The 16,730-nt window shown below is 34.1% G+C and carries 13 protein-coding genes and 1 pseudogene; 1 reads left to right on the top strand and 13 read right to left on the bottom strand.

All coding sequences use genetic code 11. The annotated features are described in order from the left end of the window. Positions 1 to 12: 12 nt before the first annotated feature. Together ligA and pcrA are read right to left on the bottom strand one after the other, a co-directional pair. Positions 13 to 2,043 (bottom strand): NAD-dependent DNA ligase LigA, encoded by a 2,031-nt coding sequence (gene ligA, locus JNUCC83_RS03390; protein ID WP_454460825.1) that lies wholly within the window; start codon positions 2,041 to 2,043, stop codon positions 13 to 15. Between the two features lie 6 nt (positions 2,044 to 2,049). After that, positions 2,050 to 4,293: a DNA helicase PcrA gene (gene pcrA, locus JNUCC83_RS03385; RefSeq protein WP_454460824.1), complete on the bottom strand. Its 2,244-nt coding sequence runs from the start codon at positions 4,291 to 4,293 to the stop codon at positions 2,050 to 2,052. Positions 4,294 to 4,427: 134 nt separating this feature from the next. Here pcrA and JNUCC83_RS03380 point away from each other — a divergent pair, with 134 nt between their 5' ends. After that, positions 4,428 to 4,754 carry an inorganic diphosphatase gene (locus tag JNUCC83_RS03380; protein ID WP_454460823.1) on the top strand — a complete coding sequence of 109 codons (327 nt, stop codon included), beginning with the start codon at positions 4,428 to 4,430 and terminating at the stop codon, positions 4,752 to 4,754. Between the two features lie 72 nt (positions 4,755 to 4,826). Here JNUCC83_RS03380 and JNUCC83_RS03375 read toward each other — a convergent pair whose 3' ends face one another. From JNUCC83_RS03375 to JNUCC83_RS03325, 11 genes and pseudogenes are all read right to left on the bottom strand, one after another. Continuing rightward, a complete protein-coding gene (locus JNUCC83_RS03375; RefSeq protein WP_454460822.1) occupies positions 4,827 to 8,429 on the bottom strand; it encodes a pectate lyase-like adhesive domain-containing protein in 3,603 nt (1,200 codons plus the stop codon). A 214-nt stretch (positions 8,430 to 8,643) separates the two neighbouring features. After that, on the bottom strand, positions 8,644 to 9,315 hold the full coding sequence (locus JNUCC83_RS03370) for a hypothetical protein (protein ID WP_454460821.1): 672 nt from the start codon (positions 9,313 to 9,315) through the stop codon (positions 8,644 to 8,646). A 22-nt stretch (positions 9,316 to 9,337) separates the two neighbouring features. After that, positions 9,338 to 10,429: a WxLIP family cell surface protein gene (locus tag JNUCC83_RS03365; RefSeq protein ID WP_454460820.1), complete on the bottom strand. Its 1,092-nt coding sequence runs from the start codon at positions 10,427 to 10,429 to the stop codon at positions 9,338 to 9,340. A 108-nt stretch (positions 10,430 to 10,537) separates the two neighbouring features. Next, on the bottom strand, positions 10,538 to 11,344 hold the full coding sequence (locus JNUCC83_RS03360) for a WxL domain-containing protein (protein ID WP_454460819.1): 807 nt from the start codon (positions 11,342 to 11,344) through the stop codon (positions 10,538 to 10,540). Between the two features lie 31 nt (positions 11,345 to 11,375). Further along, complete coding sequence (locus JNUCC83_RS03355) at positions 11,376 to 12,170, bottom strand: WxL domain-containing protein (RefSeq protein WP_454460818.1); 795 nt, start codon at positions 12,168 to 12,170, stop codon at positions 11,376 to 11,378. Continuing rightward, positions 12,160 to 12,513, bottom strand: a complete 354-nt coding sequence (locus JNUCC83_RS03350; RefSeq protein ID WP_454460817.1) for an LPXTG cell wall anchor domain-containing protein — start codon at positions 12,511 to 12,513, stop codon at positions 12,160 to 12,162. Before JNUCC83_RS03350 ends, JNUCC83_RS03355 begins: the two co-directional genes overlap by 11 nt. Before the next feature lie 702 nt (positions 12,514 to 13,215). After that, positions 13,216 to 13,689 (bottom strand): annotated as a pseudogene (locus JNUCC83_RS03345) (transposase); the annotation flags it as partial. Positions 13,690 to 13,870: 181 nt separating this feature from the next. Further along, entirely contained in the window at positions 13,871 to 15,112 is a 1,242-nt protein-coding gene (locus JNUCC83_RS03340; RefSeq protein WP_454459153.1) for an IS256 family transposase, read from the bottom strand. 58 nt (positions 15,113 to 15,170) lie between these two features. Further along, on the bottom strand, positions 15,171 to 15,587 hold the full coding sequence (locus JNUCC83_RS03335; protein ID WP_454460816.1) for an IS3 family transposase: 417 nt from the start codon (positions 15,585 to 15,587) through the stop codon (positions 15,171 to 15,173). Beyond that, a complete protein-coding gene (locus JNUCC83_RS03330) occupies positions 15,566 to 15,889 on the bottom strand; it encodes a helix-turn-helix domain-containing protein (RefSeq protein ID WP_454459949.1) in 324 nt (107 codons plus the stop codon). Before JNUCC83_RS03330 ends, JNUCC83_RS03335 begins: the two co-directional genes overlap by 22 nt. A 151-nt stretch (positions 15,890 to 16,040) precedes the next feature. Next, positions 16,041 to 16,403 (bottom strand): TIGR02328 family protein, encoded by a 363-nt coding sequence (locus tag JNUCC83_RS03325; protein ID WP_454460815.1) that lies wholly within the window; start codon positions 16,401 to 16,403, stop codon positions 16,041 to 16,043. Positions 16,404 to 16,730: the final 327 nt, after the last annotated feature.

Here is a 16,730-nt window from a genome sequence, read left to right as displayed (position 1 = left end):
AAAATTCTCCTTTTACTCTGTTTTACGTGACGCGTTTATGGCATCAACCATTTGTTGTTCGCTCCAAACGTCAATTCCTAATTCTTGTGCTTTGGTTAACTTGCTACCAGCTTCCTCGCCAGCAACAACAATATCCGTTTTTTTCGACACACTACCCGTCACTTTTCCACCTAACGACTCAATCTTTTGTTTGGCTTCAGCTCGTTTAAATTGTGTCAAACTTCCGGTTAAGACAATTGTTTTATCTTTAAACGGGGACTCGATTGATGTGATGTCTTCTTTTGTCACACCAAGATACGTCATATTCACCCCAGCTTGTTTTAGTTTGTCAATTTGTTCCAATGTTTCTGGAATCGAGAAATATTTGGTAATACTATCAGCCATCACTGGTCCAATCGTATCAATCGCAAAAATCTCTTCTTTATCTGCTTCGATAATTTTATCAATCGTACCAAATTCACTTGAAATAATTTTAGCGGCTTTTGAGCCAACATGTTGAATCCCTAAACCAAACAACAATCGCTCTAATGAATTGCCTTTGCTATTTGCAATGGCTTCTAAAATATTATTCGCTGATTTTTCTTTGATTTTATCAAGCGTTAATAATTGCTCTTGTGTTAGATAGTATAAATCAGCGGCTTGTTTTACCAATTCTTTTTCATACATTTGCTCTAACACACGAGGACCTAAGCCATCAATATTCATCGCATTTCGCGACACAAAGTGATTCAATCCTTCTTTGATTTGAGCTGGACAGGCTGGATTTAAACATCTTAATGCCACTTCTGACTCGATGCGTTCCAATTCAGCATCACATGTCGGGCAATGTGTTGGAAACTCATACGGCTGACTATCTTCAGGTCGCTTATCCAACACAACTTGTGTGACTTCAGGAATAATGTCACCGGCTTTATGAATCACAACTGTATCCAATAATCGAATGTCTTTTTCAGCAATCAAATCACAATTATGTAAGCTAGCTCGTGAGACGGTTGTTCCAGCTAGTTGTACTGGATCCATCACCGCAGTTGGTGTTACAATCCCTGTTCGTCCAACTGTCCACTCAATATCTCGTAAGACAGTTTGCACTTCTTCGGCCGGAAACTTATACGCAATCGCCCACTTAGGTGCTTTTACTGTATAGCCCAGTTCGTTTTGTGCATCAAAATCATTGACTTTTACCACAATGCCATCAATTTCATAATCGAGTGTGTGACGTTTATCGCTAAATTCAACAATGTATTGCCACACGTCATCAATCGTCTCACAAAGCTCGCGTTGATGATTGGTTTTAAATCCTAGACTATCTAAGTAATCTAAAGCATCTGTTTGCGTTTGTAATCCTAACTCTTCAGGATTAGCAATCGTATATAAAAATGTACTCAATTGACGTTTTGCTGTGATAGATGAATCAAGTTGACGTAAACTACCCGCTGCTGCATTACGCGGATTTGCAAACACACTTTCGCCGTTTTTATCACGTTCTTCGTTTAGTCTCACGAACGACTCTTTAGGCATAAAACACTCACCACGAACGTCAAGTGTCACAGGTGTTTGCAGTGATAATGGAATAGAATGAACGGTACGTAAATTTTGCGTGATATCTTCACCAACCACACCATCTCCCCGTGTCGCACCTTGAACAAATTGTCCATTATCATAAGTCAAATTAATCGCCAGGCCATCAATCTTTAATTCTACCATGTAACTAATTGATTTGCTCGTGCCTTTTCTCACACGTTTATCAAAATCACGTAAGTCTTGCTCGTTAAAGGCATTACTTAAACTCATCATCGGTGTCGTGTGCTCGACTTTTTGAAACCCGTCTAGTAATTTTCCGCCCACTCGTTGTGTGATAGAGTCACTTGTTATGAGATTAGGAAACTGTTCTTCCAAACTAACTAATTCTTTGTATAACTTATCATATTCATGGTCACTAACTAGTGGCGCATCTTTCACATAATAAGCACGTGCCCATTCATTTAAAGTGTGACGTAACTCGCCCACACGTTTTGTTGCTTCATCAATACCCAAAATGGTCACCTCTTTTTAATCTACTTTTGTAATTGGTGCAAAAGCAGCCAATAAACGTTTAATCCCTTGAGAAGGAAATGCCACATCTAACTCCATATCTTTGGCGTCCCCACTGACTTTTACAACCGTTCCAACGCCCCACGCTTTGTGTTCGACTTTATCACCTGGTTGCCATGGTGCTTTTTCGCCACCAGTTTGTTTTTTCGCCGTAACGGCTGTTGTCGTTGGCTGTTGATACGTTGCACGACGGTATTTTTCACCAATCGGTTTTTGGCTAGCGACTTTATGCACTGCCCCGACTTTTTCTAATACATCATCGTCAATTTCTTCTAAAAAACGTGATGGACGGTTGTATTGCGTGCGTCCATACAGCATACGACTTGATGCGTTCGTTAAGAATAATTGTTTTTCAGCTCGGGTAATTCCAACATAAGCCAAGCGACGTTCTTCCTCTAGTTCATCGCTTTCTAAAACTGCACGAGATAGTGGGAAAATACTTTCTTCCATTCCAACTAAAAAGACATATGGAAATTCTAGACCTTTAGCCGCATGAAGTGTCATAAAAGTTACTTGACCTTGGTCGTCTTCTAATGAATCAATATCAGAAACAAGCGCTAAATCATTTAAGAATAACGCGAGTTTATCTTCATCGTTTTCACTTTCGTCTTCATAATCTCCCGCTTCATAACGCTTGTCAAATTCTTTGGTTACAGTTAAAAACTCTTCCAAGTTTTCTAAACGTGAATGAGATTCAAGCGAATTTTGTTTCACCAAATCTTCTTGATAACCACTTTTATCTAAAACTTGTTCGACTAACTCTGTAATTGTTAAGAATGGAATCATCTTTCTTAATTGCATAATCATCTGACCAAAATTACCAAGCTCTTTTTTAGCTTTTCCCGTAATTGGTGTCAAGTCAATGTCAACTGTTGCTTGTAGTAATGACCAACCATGCATATCAGCAAATTCTCTGATTTTTTCAATGGTTCCAGGACCAATACCTCGTTTTGGACTATTGACAACACGCTCAAAGCTTAACGAATCCATTTCATTTGAAATCACTTTTAAGTAACCTAAAATGTCTTTGATTTCTTTACGGTCGTAGAACTTATGTCCTCCCACCATTTTATAAGGAATATTTGCTTTTAAGAACGTATCCTCAATCACACGGGACATCGCATTCGTCCGGTATAACACACAAAAATCACCATATGAGCGTTGTTCTTGTTGTTTTAATTGTTGAATGGTGGTCACAATGTACTGTACTTCTTCTCGTTCAGAGTTGGCACGGTAATACACGATCTTTTCGCCTGATTGATTATCCGTCCATAATTCTTTTTTCTTACGGTTTTGATTATGGTTAATCACACTGTTGGCCGCTTGTAAAATATGTTTTGTTGAACGATAGTTTTGTTCTAGTAAAATCGTTTTTGCATCAGGATAATCTGATTCAAAATCTAAAATATTTTGCATATCAGCCCCACGCCATCCGTAAATACTTTGGTCAGCATCCCCAACCACGCATAGATTGTTAAAGCGTTTTGCCAGTAAATTAACCAACGTATATTGCGCGTGGTTTGTATCTTGATACTCATCCACATGAATGTATTGAAATTTATTTTGATAATAAGATAATGTTTCAGGACTATCTTTAAACAAGCGAATTGTCAGCATAATCAAATCATCAAAATCCATTGACTGATTGTTTCGAAGTTCTTTTTGATATCTTTTGTAACACGTTGCCACAATTTTTTCAAAATAACCCGTATAACGTTCTTCATATAACTCAGGCGTTAGCAATTCGTTTTTTGCTTGACTAATCTGAGATAAAATACTACGTGGATCATGTTTTTTAGGATCAATGTTTTCTTCCTTTAAAATCCGTTTAATCAATGTTTGTTGGTCGCTCGCGTCCAATATTGTAAATTGACGATTGTAACCAATCAAATCGGCATCACGTCGTAGCATTCTGACGCACATAGAGTGAAACGTGGATACCCACACATCTTCACCAACGGCACCAAGAATCGAAACCACACGTTCTTTCATCTCTTTTGCCGCTTTATTTGTAAAGGTAATGGCTAAGATATTCCAAGGATTAACCCCTTTCTCATCGATTAAATACGCCACACGATGAGTCAAGACTCTTGTTTTCCCACTACCAGCACCAGCCATGATTAATAACGGGCCTTGTGTTGTTTGTACGGCAGCTTGTTGTTTGTCATTAAGACCTGCCAATAAATTATGTTTTTGCGTCATTTGGTACGAACACCCTTTCTGATCAAATCCTTTTCCATTATAGCAAATTCTTAAGATAATTTCTTTCTATTTTTCTTTTTGAATTGCTTAATTTCATTTTTTCGATTACAATTTTATCAAAAAGGAGACTATTAATGAGCCGTTTAATAAACGTCACCATAGATAGACCCCTTGGATTTACCAATAGCCAAGGGACAACCTATCCAATCAACTGTGGCTATGTCAAAAATATTCTTGGTGGGGATGGTGAAGAACAAGATGCCTATATTATCTCACAAACAGTTAATGGACCAATCGAAACATTTGAAGGCGTTCTAATTGCCATTGTCAAACGACACGATGATAACGAAACCAAGTGGATCATCTCTTCTCCAGGTGAATTCTACACAGCTGAGGAAATATACGAACAAATTAAGTTTATCGAACAATACTTTAATTCATCTATATACCTTGTTGACTAATATCAAAAAATTCCTACTCATTAAAAAACGAGTAGGAATTTTTTGATATATTCATGAACCTTCTATTTATTTTTAAGGCTGGCCTTCCATAATTTTCCAAGTAATTTCACCGGTATATTGCCCCGTATATATATCCCCAGAAGAGCCTATCTCTAGTTTAATACCATCTGATTTAGGTTTATCTCCCCAATTATCACTGATATCATAAGTTCCTGCTTTATTCTCTTTGTAACTAAAAATAGCTTGAGAATTTTCTGATAACACCTTGTCCTTTCCACCAGAAACATAATGAATGACATCTTCTAACGTTTTGCCATCTGGTGTTTGGAGTGGCGAACTGATTTGAGCGTACATACTCCATCCACCTGTTGTATCAGCCCTTGTATCACTTACAATTAGTGGCTTGTCATATGTCGGTTTCTCAATTCGATTGGGACTTGCAGTATAAGTTAGTTTTCCAAAATCTAATACTGTAGGAACCGATTTAATCATAACTGTCCCTTCAACGTGATACACAATGGTCATCTCAGTATTATTCACTTTAAAAGCTGTTTCTTGTTCAGGACCAGCTCCTAATAAATACCCATTAGACTCTAGAAGAGTTTGTTTTTCTTTTATATTTTTATCTTTTGTTAAATCAATTGTATCACCAACTAATGCTTTAACAGTTGTCGTATAGTCATCTAAAACTTTACCCGCTTCATTAATGAAACTTACTGTTAAAACAGCATCAATATCAGTTACCTTAACAGTCATTGTTCCCGTAATGTCCTCAGTAACCCCGTCACCCGCATCTTTTGTTGAAACAACTAAAGAAATAGTATAAGGAGTTGATTGGATATGGTCGATATCAGCTAAACCGCCTAAATCTTTTACAGAAACAAACTGATTTAACTCAATTTTTTTACCATTTAACAATTTGTACGCTGATATATTTCCTTTAGACAATATATACTCTTTCATTTGTTTTTCAGACATATTACGTAAATCTTTAAAAGAAATAGACAACTCATCTCCAGAAACATGAGTAGATGATTCAGCTACGGAAAGGAGTGTATCAACAGTTGTTGTATTCCCCGCTTCATCAGACACATCAACCTTAACTTTATGATCTCCTATCTCAGTCATATACTTATCAATTGTCTCTTTTGAAGTAGACTCATTATATTTATATGTGAAATTTTTATTATTAGGATTCGTGTCTGAGACATTTTTTACTAGTTTATCAGGAGAAGGTGATTTACTATTAACAGAAATATAGTATGTTTCAGCCTGAGCCGTTGGTGGCGTCTTATCTTGAACGGTATTGATAACATAATCATCTTTAGCATTTAAAAACCCGTAAGCTTTGATTTTATCTCCAGCAACTAATTTAGTATCACTTGGAATACTAAATTCATATGTCCCTGCATCATTTGCTACAACATGGTATTTTTTAGATTCACCTTCAACAGGAGATGCTATATTAGCATTTGATAATAAGACATCTTTACTTGAATCTTTTTCATCAACAACCTTATAAAACGCAACACTAGATCTATTATTCACGAATCCCTTGAACACTTTACCACTTGATAAATTAGGGTTGTCACTCACTTCATCAAGTTCTATATGAACATCTGGTATATACGTAAATAACACACGCGACATATCTTTTGTATTATAATTTTGTATAAAATCCTCACGTGTTTTATAAGTAAGACTGTTACCAACCACCTTGCTAGTATTTGTTCCACTGTAAGATATCTGTATACCATACATTGGACTCCAACTATAAGTAGGTGTTTCTTTATCTGCATCTTTTTTAGTCCATGCCTCAACTGCTTGAATATCTGCTAAAAAGGTTCCTGTATCCATACTAATCAAGAAAGCGTTTGGATTTCCACGAGCATCCAAATCAATTCGTCGGGCATTAGCAAATTTAAAATTAGCACCTTTGTCAAATTTTAGCATCGTACGCTCACCTGTACCATTCTTGATTTGTGACGTAAAAATACCACGCTCATCAATAATGAAATTTGATTTATTCCCACCATTTATCATAGGACTAGTCGTTGTTTCTTCATTATTCGATACAAATCCTGCCGACCCTTCATCCGATACATTGAAAATAGAGTCAGCTGACAAATCTAAGATGCTTCCCATACCACCCGTTTTATTAATAGTTAAGTTACCACTTTTTTCAACATCTATTAAAGAGCTAGTACCCATAGAAATAACGGGAGCACCTGTTGTCATATTTCTAGCATTCACATTTAAACTGGCATTTTGCCCAATATTAATTTGAGAATTGTCACGCAACATAAAAGCTGCTTTTTTATTATTATTAGGAATAGGCCCCCCAACATTAACAGTAAATTGGCTATCAACTCCCAAATTGATACTAGTAATCCATTTAGATACAGATGAAACATACCCTAACTTAACTGGAACACGTGTTGTTCCTTCACCAGTTTCGACTAATAAATTTGCTTTATTACCAATATCAATTTTTGCATTATTCCTAAGGCTTAGAGTAGATGGAGCAGGATAGTCCCCGCCATTCCAATTTGTTTGCTCTCCATCATTTCCTAGAGTACGAACTACAACTTTTGACCCTTCTAGCATAGTCAATGAAGGTTGAATATTACTAACGGGGGCAATATTAGAATAGTATCCTCCTACTACCACACCATCACCTTGTTCAACTTCAATTAAAGTGTCCGTATTCTTTTCAAACAGCAATGTGTGAGATTCTATTCCAGCTTGTTTAGTATCAGCCATTGTTCGTTGTGTTCCATCATATGAATTATAATAAGTATCTTTAGAACGAATGTTATTTTTTCCTTCAAAAATAATTTTAGCCTGAAAAGAAGCCGTGACTTGTGATCCTGTATAATTTACATTTCGATAAGTTACACTTGAATTAGGTCCAGCAAGATTCCACATTGTCACCGGCCCATAATAGTTTCCACCATACAAATCAATATTATCAACAATTGGTTTACGTGTATTAGAAGCTGATTCGGGCCATCTATAACTATACCCTATAAAATCTATCGAATAGCCATTACCCAGTAACACATAATCCTTTTTATTGCTTGATAATAGAACATCTACTCTACCTTTACTTGTATTAGTTATATTACTCTGCACATCAATAATAGTCGTGTCATTAGCTCTCAAAGCACTATCCAACTGACTCCAAGTACTAACTTTCGATACTTTTCCTGTATAAATTATCACATTGGTAGACAATTCTTTTCCTGTACCTGAATACTCAGCTGGAACCGTTAATGTCACATGATGTTCTGTCAAATCATTAGAAGACGTTGAAAACAAATCTCCCAAGTTTCCCACTTGAATTTTGTCCGTTACATCCCCAAATAATCCATGACCAGTCGCTCCGCTCTCATACAAAATCATCTCTTTTGCAGCTTGTTCATCACTATTAAGAGCTTTAATATCTTCCATGCTTTTGCCAAAATTATAAGCAATAATCCCTGTTTCTTGACTATCTAAACTGAATTCTCTCAGATTAGACAAGCTACCAAATTCTTTCTTAGTACTTACTGTTTGCTTTGATTCAATTAATTGATCTTGATTCTCTAGTGCAGTTACTTCTATTTGTTTTCCAACCATAAAAATTAAGCAAACTATAAAGCTAATTGAAAAAAAACATCTTTTTCTTATCACTTGTTCATACTCCTTTCTCTACAAATAACACTCACCCCTTTTATTTTTAAATTAAATAATTCAATGTTTTATCAAAAAACTAAAGCCATGTAAACTGATAAAAATACATTGCAAATAAACTAAAATTACGTATATCTTTTTACAAAAACCAATTAAAAACTTTTAAAAGATGGTTACTAAATAAATTTAAAAATTATACAGTGACATATTATGATTATTTTGCTTGAATTAAAACGGACTTATCTACTTTATAATATCTAAAAACGTCTCCTTCATAATCCTTGGCACTTTTAATATCCTTTAAGAAATCATTTACTAATTCACTATTCCCATAAAAATTTTTAGTTTGTGTACTAGCATTTTTCCCAAGCTGTGTAACAGAATTATAATAACGATTTAAAGTTAATTGTCCGTCTACTGAGTTAAGAGTATTTGCTTTTTTCGTTCCATAACTTGCCATTGAGGTGGATAACTGACGAATATTTTGTTCTAATTTGATTTGGTCATCCTTCTTATCTTTTAACAAGTTTAATTGATCCTCAAAATCACGAATCAAATAATAAGATGTCACAATCGACTTAGAATCTTCTGTTGTCAAATTCATTGCTTGATAGTATCTAATATAAGCAGAAACTCCAAAAAATAGAAGCGAAGAGACTAAAGATATAATAAATAAAATAAAAATAGAATGTTTCTTTCTGTTCAAGACTATCTTTTGTTTTTTCTTATTACTTTTTGCTTTTCTACCTTTTAATTTATTATTATTTAACGTCTTTAAACGTTTTTTTAATGCAGCTAAACGAAAAATAAAATAACATAAACCAATAGTAGACAGACTGCCAATTGATAAAGCCCCTATATAAAACCATTCCAAATATCGTACCATACCCTATACCCCTATAACTTATCTATTTTTTACTGTGTCGCTTACTTTTACCTTTTTTATTCTTTGCTTCTTTTTCTTTTTTTTGACGAACAAGCCACACAATAATCAACACCAATAATAACAGGAATATCACAATAATTAAGACTAGTTTCCAATTAAAGCCTTTTTTTTGGACCAATCCCACATCCCTATTATTAAATTTATCCGCTTCTTCGCTTGTAATTTCAAAACTTTTTTTCCAATGCCATGTCTGATTTCTTTCACCAGAAGTAACTAGAATATCTGCTTCATAATTTCCTGGTTTCATCGGTTCCCCATTCATACTAACAGGGTAATTGATAAATGTATTAGGAGCCATTCGCATAGCTGTCTGTTTTTTTTCGTAGAGAACTGTCTCACTACCTTTTTTCATAATTTTAACTTCTGTCGTCATATCATTAACATATGATGGCAAAACATTTGAAAAGTTAACAAAAATCGCATTACGGTAATTGGACTGTCCGGCTTCTACTTTATTTAATTTCAATTCAGGCGGAACATCTTTATCACTTTCTTGTAAAACAACCCCTACAACATAAGCGTATTTATTAACAATTCTTGTTCCACCTTGTTGTGTCTGGTTCCCTTCTTGATTCTCTTTCTGAATCTCAATTCCTCCAGCAATCACACCATCATAAGCTTCATTAGGCATTTTTACCGTAAACTCAACATCTTTTGTTTCACCAGCTGCCAAATCAACCGATTCAGGACCCTTTAATATATCTTTCAAATCATATTTCAAAGACCCATCGTTCGATAATTTAGATACACCATACTCAATAACCCCATTTTGATTTGTTTTCGCGCTATTGACTGATACAGAAATGGTGATTTTTTGATTACTAGGATTATTAAAAGTCATCGATAGTGTTTGCTCTTGCCCAGGTTCCATTTTAAGTTTAAAATAACCCAAACTCTTATCTACTTGATTATCAGGATAACTTATTTTATAACTAAAACCTGCTGAATTATCTTTTTCGTCTGCTAATGCTACATTAGATACACCTAATACTAAAACCACTACCATACTTAAAACAATGATTATTTTTTGACCGATTCGTAATTTTCCCCTCATAACAAACTCCAAATCTACCTTTATTTTATTTCTTTATATAAACACATAAAGTCAAAGTCGGTTTTGACACTGACTTTGACATTTTTTAACTATCTGTAAAAGAGATGATTATTCAGCTGCAGTAATTTTCCATGTTACTTCAGCTTCATAGTCTCCTTTAACCATATCAGTTGCAGTGGCTGCTGGTACAGTTAATTTAACAGACTTATTATCTGTTGCTTTATCTTCACCTTGTGATGTGTAATCTTTACTTTGACCAAATTCCATCACTAAACGACCTTTACCTTCTTTTTTGCTTTTATCGGCTGTTACAACAGCAACCGCTCCACTAGATTCATCTAATTTAAATCCAGTTTGAACATTAGATGGCACAATATTCGAATTAGCAGTAGAATCGTTTTCTTGTTTTTGAACTGAAATCAAACCGTTCGCAAAATCAATAGTAGAACCTTTTAATACATTTTCACCTGAAGTGAATTGTTTTGTTAGTTCAGCTGTCACTTTATAACCATAAGTTCCTCCTGCACGAACATCCGCCCATTGTACATATGCTCCACGTGTTTTAGATCCACTTTCAAATGACATTGGTTTAGCAAAAGCTTCCACATCATTTGCTGACGTTTTAATTGTCCCAAAATCCAAATCTGTTGTTTTTTCAATAGTTAGTGCACCTGAATTTTCATTAGTGTTTTCATTTGGTGACTCTGGATCTGGCTTTGGTAACGGTTTGTCAGGGTTCTCTGGATCGACGGTTGGTTGATCTTTACCACCAGCAGAACCCTCTTCAACTTTGACTGAACCTTTAGATGTTAATTCTGTTGCTGATGGTTCAGCTGATACTAATAAAGGAGTGCCTAAAGCTGTGACTCCTAATACTGCTAATAAAGCTGATGAATATAATTTTCTTGCTTTCATAATATATTTCTCCTCCTATTTTATATATATGTTAAGGCAATTTACCTAACACCCAAGTTAATTCTGTTTCATAAGAAACAGGGTGAATCTTTACTGAATCAGGTACAGTCAATGTCACAGCTGAATTTTTCATCAAAGGCTTTTTCGTTTTTGCATCAATCAACTGATTATTATGATCATCAACTACTCTTGATAAAGTTGGTGCCTGATTTTTACTATTTTGATCAGATGCCCCAAATGAAATAACCCATGTACCACGCGCCTCATTTGGTTTTGCTGATGCTACTTCATAAGCCGTCTCCATCTCATTAATCGCGATGGTCTCTCTTGTAACAGTAGGAGGACGGCTCTCGCTTAACGAATTAGCCCATCCCTTGTCTAACGATAAAATAGCACCCGTTAGTTCTTCAGATAGACGTTTATCATTTGTTACACTCGTAAATTGACGATTTTGTTTGACTTGAAGCGACCATCCAGCTGTTGATTCTTGCTGATTTGTTATTTGAATATAATTGGCACGGGCATCTATATTTCCTTTAAATTGTTGTGCTAATGAAGCATATTTACGATTCGTTTTTGTAATTTTATTCGCACCAAAGTTTATCGGGGAGACAAAATCAATTCTTAAATCCCCCTTTGTCGAATAGTCATTATCTGGATTAGTTGGTTTATTAGGATTTTCTGGATCAACAGGATCTGTTTTATCATTTGTTTCTACCCGAACAGCTCCACTATTATTTAGTTCATCTGCTTGAACTAAATAGCCGTTGTCTATGCTAAGTAGCATGCAACAGAATACCATACCTGAAATTATCTTATATTTCATTACCGTCACCATTCCTAATTTTTCGTACAAAGAACAATAATAATCCCACTAAGACGATTGTTAATCCAATAAATTCATAATTTCTTTCAGATTCACCAGTTTGAGGTAAAAAACCTTTTTTATTAACTGAATCACCAACAGTGCTTTGATTATTTTTTTTGTTGCTTCCAGATTCAACCAATGATGAATCGTTTGTTGTCTGCTGACCTTCATAAAAAGATATCTCACTGGGCACAACCACCTGTGCATTAGTAGAAGCTCCAAATACTTCAACTGAATGGTTAATAGCAACGGTTAGTACAACCATCAAACAAATTAAAAAGTGATTACAATTATTTTTCATCTTCTTCATCTCCTTAAGGTTGCACTCCATTATTTTTCAAGTAATTCATCCCGTATAATAATAAGTATCTTTGTTACTTGCAAAAACAAATTGTGGTTTAATACAACCAAATCCTTGTTTATTATCCCAGTTTTTGGGTTAGATTATTTCATCTCCTTTCGTTTATAAAAAATCGCATAGAAACCACCATTGTTGAAACTAAATTATTTCTCTTTTTTTGATTTAGTTGCCTGTTACTATAGAAAATTTACAACTTATTCGTAATTTTATTAATACTATATATAACCGTTTATCCAGCATATGAAATATATTCAGTATGACCTTCACCTTTCTCTTTTCACATCAACATGACAACCGATTAGTATGCGTATTACAATAGACACTAGTTATCTAAATAGGTTGATAGAGTACTGTACTATCCTTTTATATATCCCATAATAACCTAGCTATCTTTTTATCAAACTCTTCTTTGATTAATCAATCTTTTTATATAAAAAAGTCATCAAAAAAACATAATTCATAATTTTATGTTTATTATATATAAATAATGACTAAAAAACAATTTTTTTATGTTTTTTGTATCTTTTTTTATTTAATACGGTCATTTATTATACAACAATATCCATTAATTACATTTTAAATGACAAAAAAAAGCCTATGAAACGGGACTGAACCCCTAAAATGAGACAGTAATAAAAACACCTATGCGATTACTTTTTTCCGATAGTCAACTGGAGATAAGTAGTCGTATTTTTGTTGAATTCTTTCTTTATTATAATAGTTGATGAAATTTTGTACAGTTTCAATTACACTAATTGTAGAGCTTCCAAGCTCTGGGTGTAATGAGAACGTTTCAGACTTTAGGATGGAATGAAACGATTCTATTGGAGCATTATCTGCAGGAGTCCCTTTTCGGGACATACTTCTGGTAATGCTCTTTTCTTTTGTTGCGTGATAATAAGCATATGAAGTATACACAGAACCTTGATCCGAATGAAGTATACATTTATCTGGAAGTTTAGGTAATTTATTTAGTGTGTCTAAAACACAAGATATGTCCTGTTTTTCACTTATTGTATAAGAAAGTATTTCTCCATTAAACAAATCCATAATGCTAGAAAGATAGAGTCTTTTAGGACCATAATCAAGATAAGTGATGTCTGTTGTTAGTTTTTCTGGGTTTGTCAAGTTAAGTGTGTAAGTAATTTTAAATAATAATAGAACGACAATTTGACAATGAGTCGTCCTGTGATAATCTTCGAGGATAAGAGGGCATTTTTAATAAAGCTCTTGTCCCGATAAAAATTCACAGGACGAGAGACTCGTTGTCAAATTATATATATCCAACCTATTTTGATTAGTACCGATTATATTTTTCAACTCGTTTTGAAAAAGAATCATTAACAGTTAATTGATTAAGCACCATAGCCCAATTGTGAACGTGTCCACCTTCCCATTTACTTTGAAGTTCTTTTACTCGAAGATATAGCAGCTTAAGAAGGGCATTCTCATTAGGGAAAGCGCCTTTTTTAGTTACCTTACGGAAACTTGAATGAACACTCTCTACAGCATTTGTTGTGTACATTATTTTTCGAATAGCTGATCCATAATCAAATAGTTGTTCAACATGTTGAAAATTTCTTTTCCAAACATCAACAGCTCCTGGATAAATAGCCCACTTTGTTTGAAAGGTATCAAAAGCTGTTTGAGCAGCTTTTAAAGAAGAAGCGCTGTAAAAAGACTTCATATCCTTACAAACTTCTTTATAACTCTTACTTGGTACATAGCGAAGGGCATTTCTAACTAAATGAACTAAACAACGTTGAACCACAACGCCTGGGAAAATAGCTTTAGCACCATTTTCAAGTCCTGATACGCCGTCCATTGAAATAAATAGAATATCTTCAACTCCACGCTCTTTAATCTCATCAAAAATCTGCATCCATCTGTTTTTTGATTCTGTTTGATTTAACCAAAGGCCTAAAATTTCTTTATTTCCTTTTAAATCATAGCCAAGAATTGTATACACTGCACATTCTTTCACTTCATAATTTTCTCTTAGAGTGACATACATACAATCAACAAACAAGAAGGCATAGCATTTGGCCAGAGGTCTGATTTGCCATTCCTCAAGTTCTGATAATATTTGATCTGTGATATCCGACACCATGTCATGAGAAATAGTAAAGCCATAAATATCTTCAATTGTCGAGGCAATATCTCGTTGACTCATGCCTTTGGCATACATAGAAAGAACTTTACTTTCAATACTTGAAACGTCTTTGCTTCTTTTAGGAATAATTTCTGGTTCAAAAGAAGCATCTCTATCTCTTGGAACCTGAATGTCTAATTCACCGAAACTTGTTTTTAACTTTTTATTTCCATATCCATTCCGTCTGTTTTGAGTTTCTTTTTCTTGTCTTGACTGATTCTCATAACCTAAATGATTATCTAATTCTCCACGTAGCATAGCTTCAAACATCGGTCCAAAAACATCTTTTAAAGCTTCTTGCATATCTTCAACCGATTCTGGTTGATAGATGTCAATAATTGATTGAGCTAACTTCGCTGATTTTTGGTCTCTTTTCTTTTTAGCCACAGCTTCTCACTCCTTTAATCTATTGTAAAAAAAGAAAAACCGCGAAGCAACCCACTACCTAGGATGGTAGGTTACTTACACAGTTTATATTACACTCTCGTTTTTCTAGTGGCTTACTTGAACTAAAGTCTCTATCAATTACATTAGTAGTTTTAAAATAAATAGAACCAGGACGTTTTTCTTTCTTTATTTTCACCTGACAACTCCATCCATATTTTTGCATAATACGCTGAACAACTTTATGATTCACTTTTATCTTTTTACGAAGTAAAAAAGTGATTTTTCGATAACCATAAGTGAACTTGTTTTCTTTACACAGCTGCTCAATCATTTTAATTCGATTATCGGCAACATATTCTTTCTTAGACCAACGATAGTAAGTACTTCTAGCTATCCCAAAATAGTGACATAACCATGTTATAGATAGTTTTCCTTTATAAGAATCAACTAAATTTATGAATACTTCTTTTTCCACATCCTTTCCAACTCCTTGTATTTTTTTAAAACATCAATTTCCTGTTTCAAGTACTTGTTTTCTCTTTCTAGAACTTCTAAAGGTGAAAAGTGTTCATTACCTTTTCCATAAGTATATTGTTTTCCCACACCTTGAGAGAATCGATAAGATTCTCCATTTCTATACCATTTCCACCATGTTTTCACCTGAGTTTTATTCCGAATGTTGAGTTTATTCATAATTTCTGATGTTGTTTTACCTTCAAGTTTCATTTTTATAGCTTCTTCTTTTACTTCTACTGGATAAGCAATCCTTTTAACCATAAAAAATACACCTCCGTTAAATTCATTTTACATGAATTCAACAGGGGTGTTTTTATATTTGTCTCATCTTTTGGGGTCAGTTCCAAACTAAATGATAGTCATTTCAAGGCTCTAATTAATTTATTTTTAAAGAATATACTTTATACAAACATCATAAAAATATCTCTTTTTGCGCTAGATTATTCAAACACTCTTCTAAGTAGGCTGAATTATGTTCTTTATAAATTGGTATTTCCATAGGATATTCTGGTAGATACGTATACGACTCTATCGATTTTCCTCTATACAATGGATCCCTCCATAATTCATCTGGTTTATAACCTCTGTTATTCATCTCATCCATTATCAATTGATGGTATTGTACTAACTTGTATGGTGTGTAATCAAACACATAATTCACTGTTGAGTGTGGTTTACCCCATCCTTTCCCTCGTAAAGCACAACACTCTCTATGTTGACCTAACAATTGTTGTCTAGGTAGTTTTGGTATTAATGTTTCATGCCATAATCTCATAAAAGATCTCCTCAGTCATTTTTAAAAACATCGTACCACAAGTTAGATAATAGCGTTAATTATTTTGTATTAGTTTGCTTTCTTTTTATTAAAAAATAATCAATAAAAAAATCAGTTATACACTTAAGGTAATGGCTATTACAAGGCACTTAGCAGATAAGTCTGTGTTATCTTCTCCTAAATGATCAACTCAATTACTTGCTTAGCTTATTTTTTACCTCAAAATCATTTTCTAACACTTATTGAAGTTTTTGTCTTTCTTTTTAATTCAGTTCGACAATCAAACTAGATACAATTTTTTTTATAAATATATTCGCGACTTTCTAA

Source organism: Vagococcus sp. JNUCC 83, from assembly GCF_053667615.1.
This window is presented reverse-complemented; position numbering and strand designations above follow the sequence as displayed.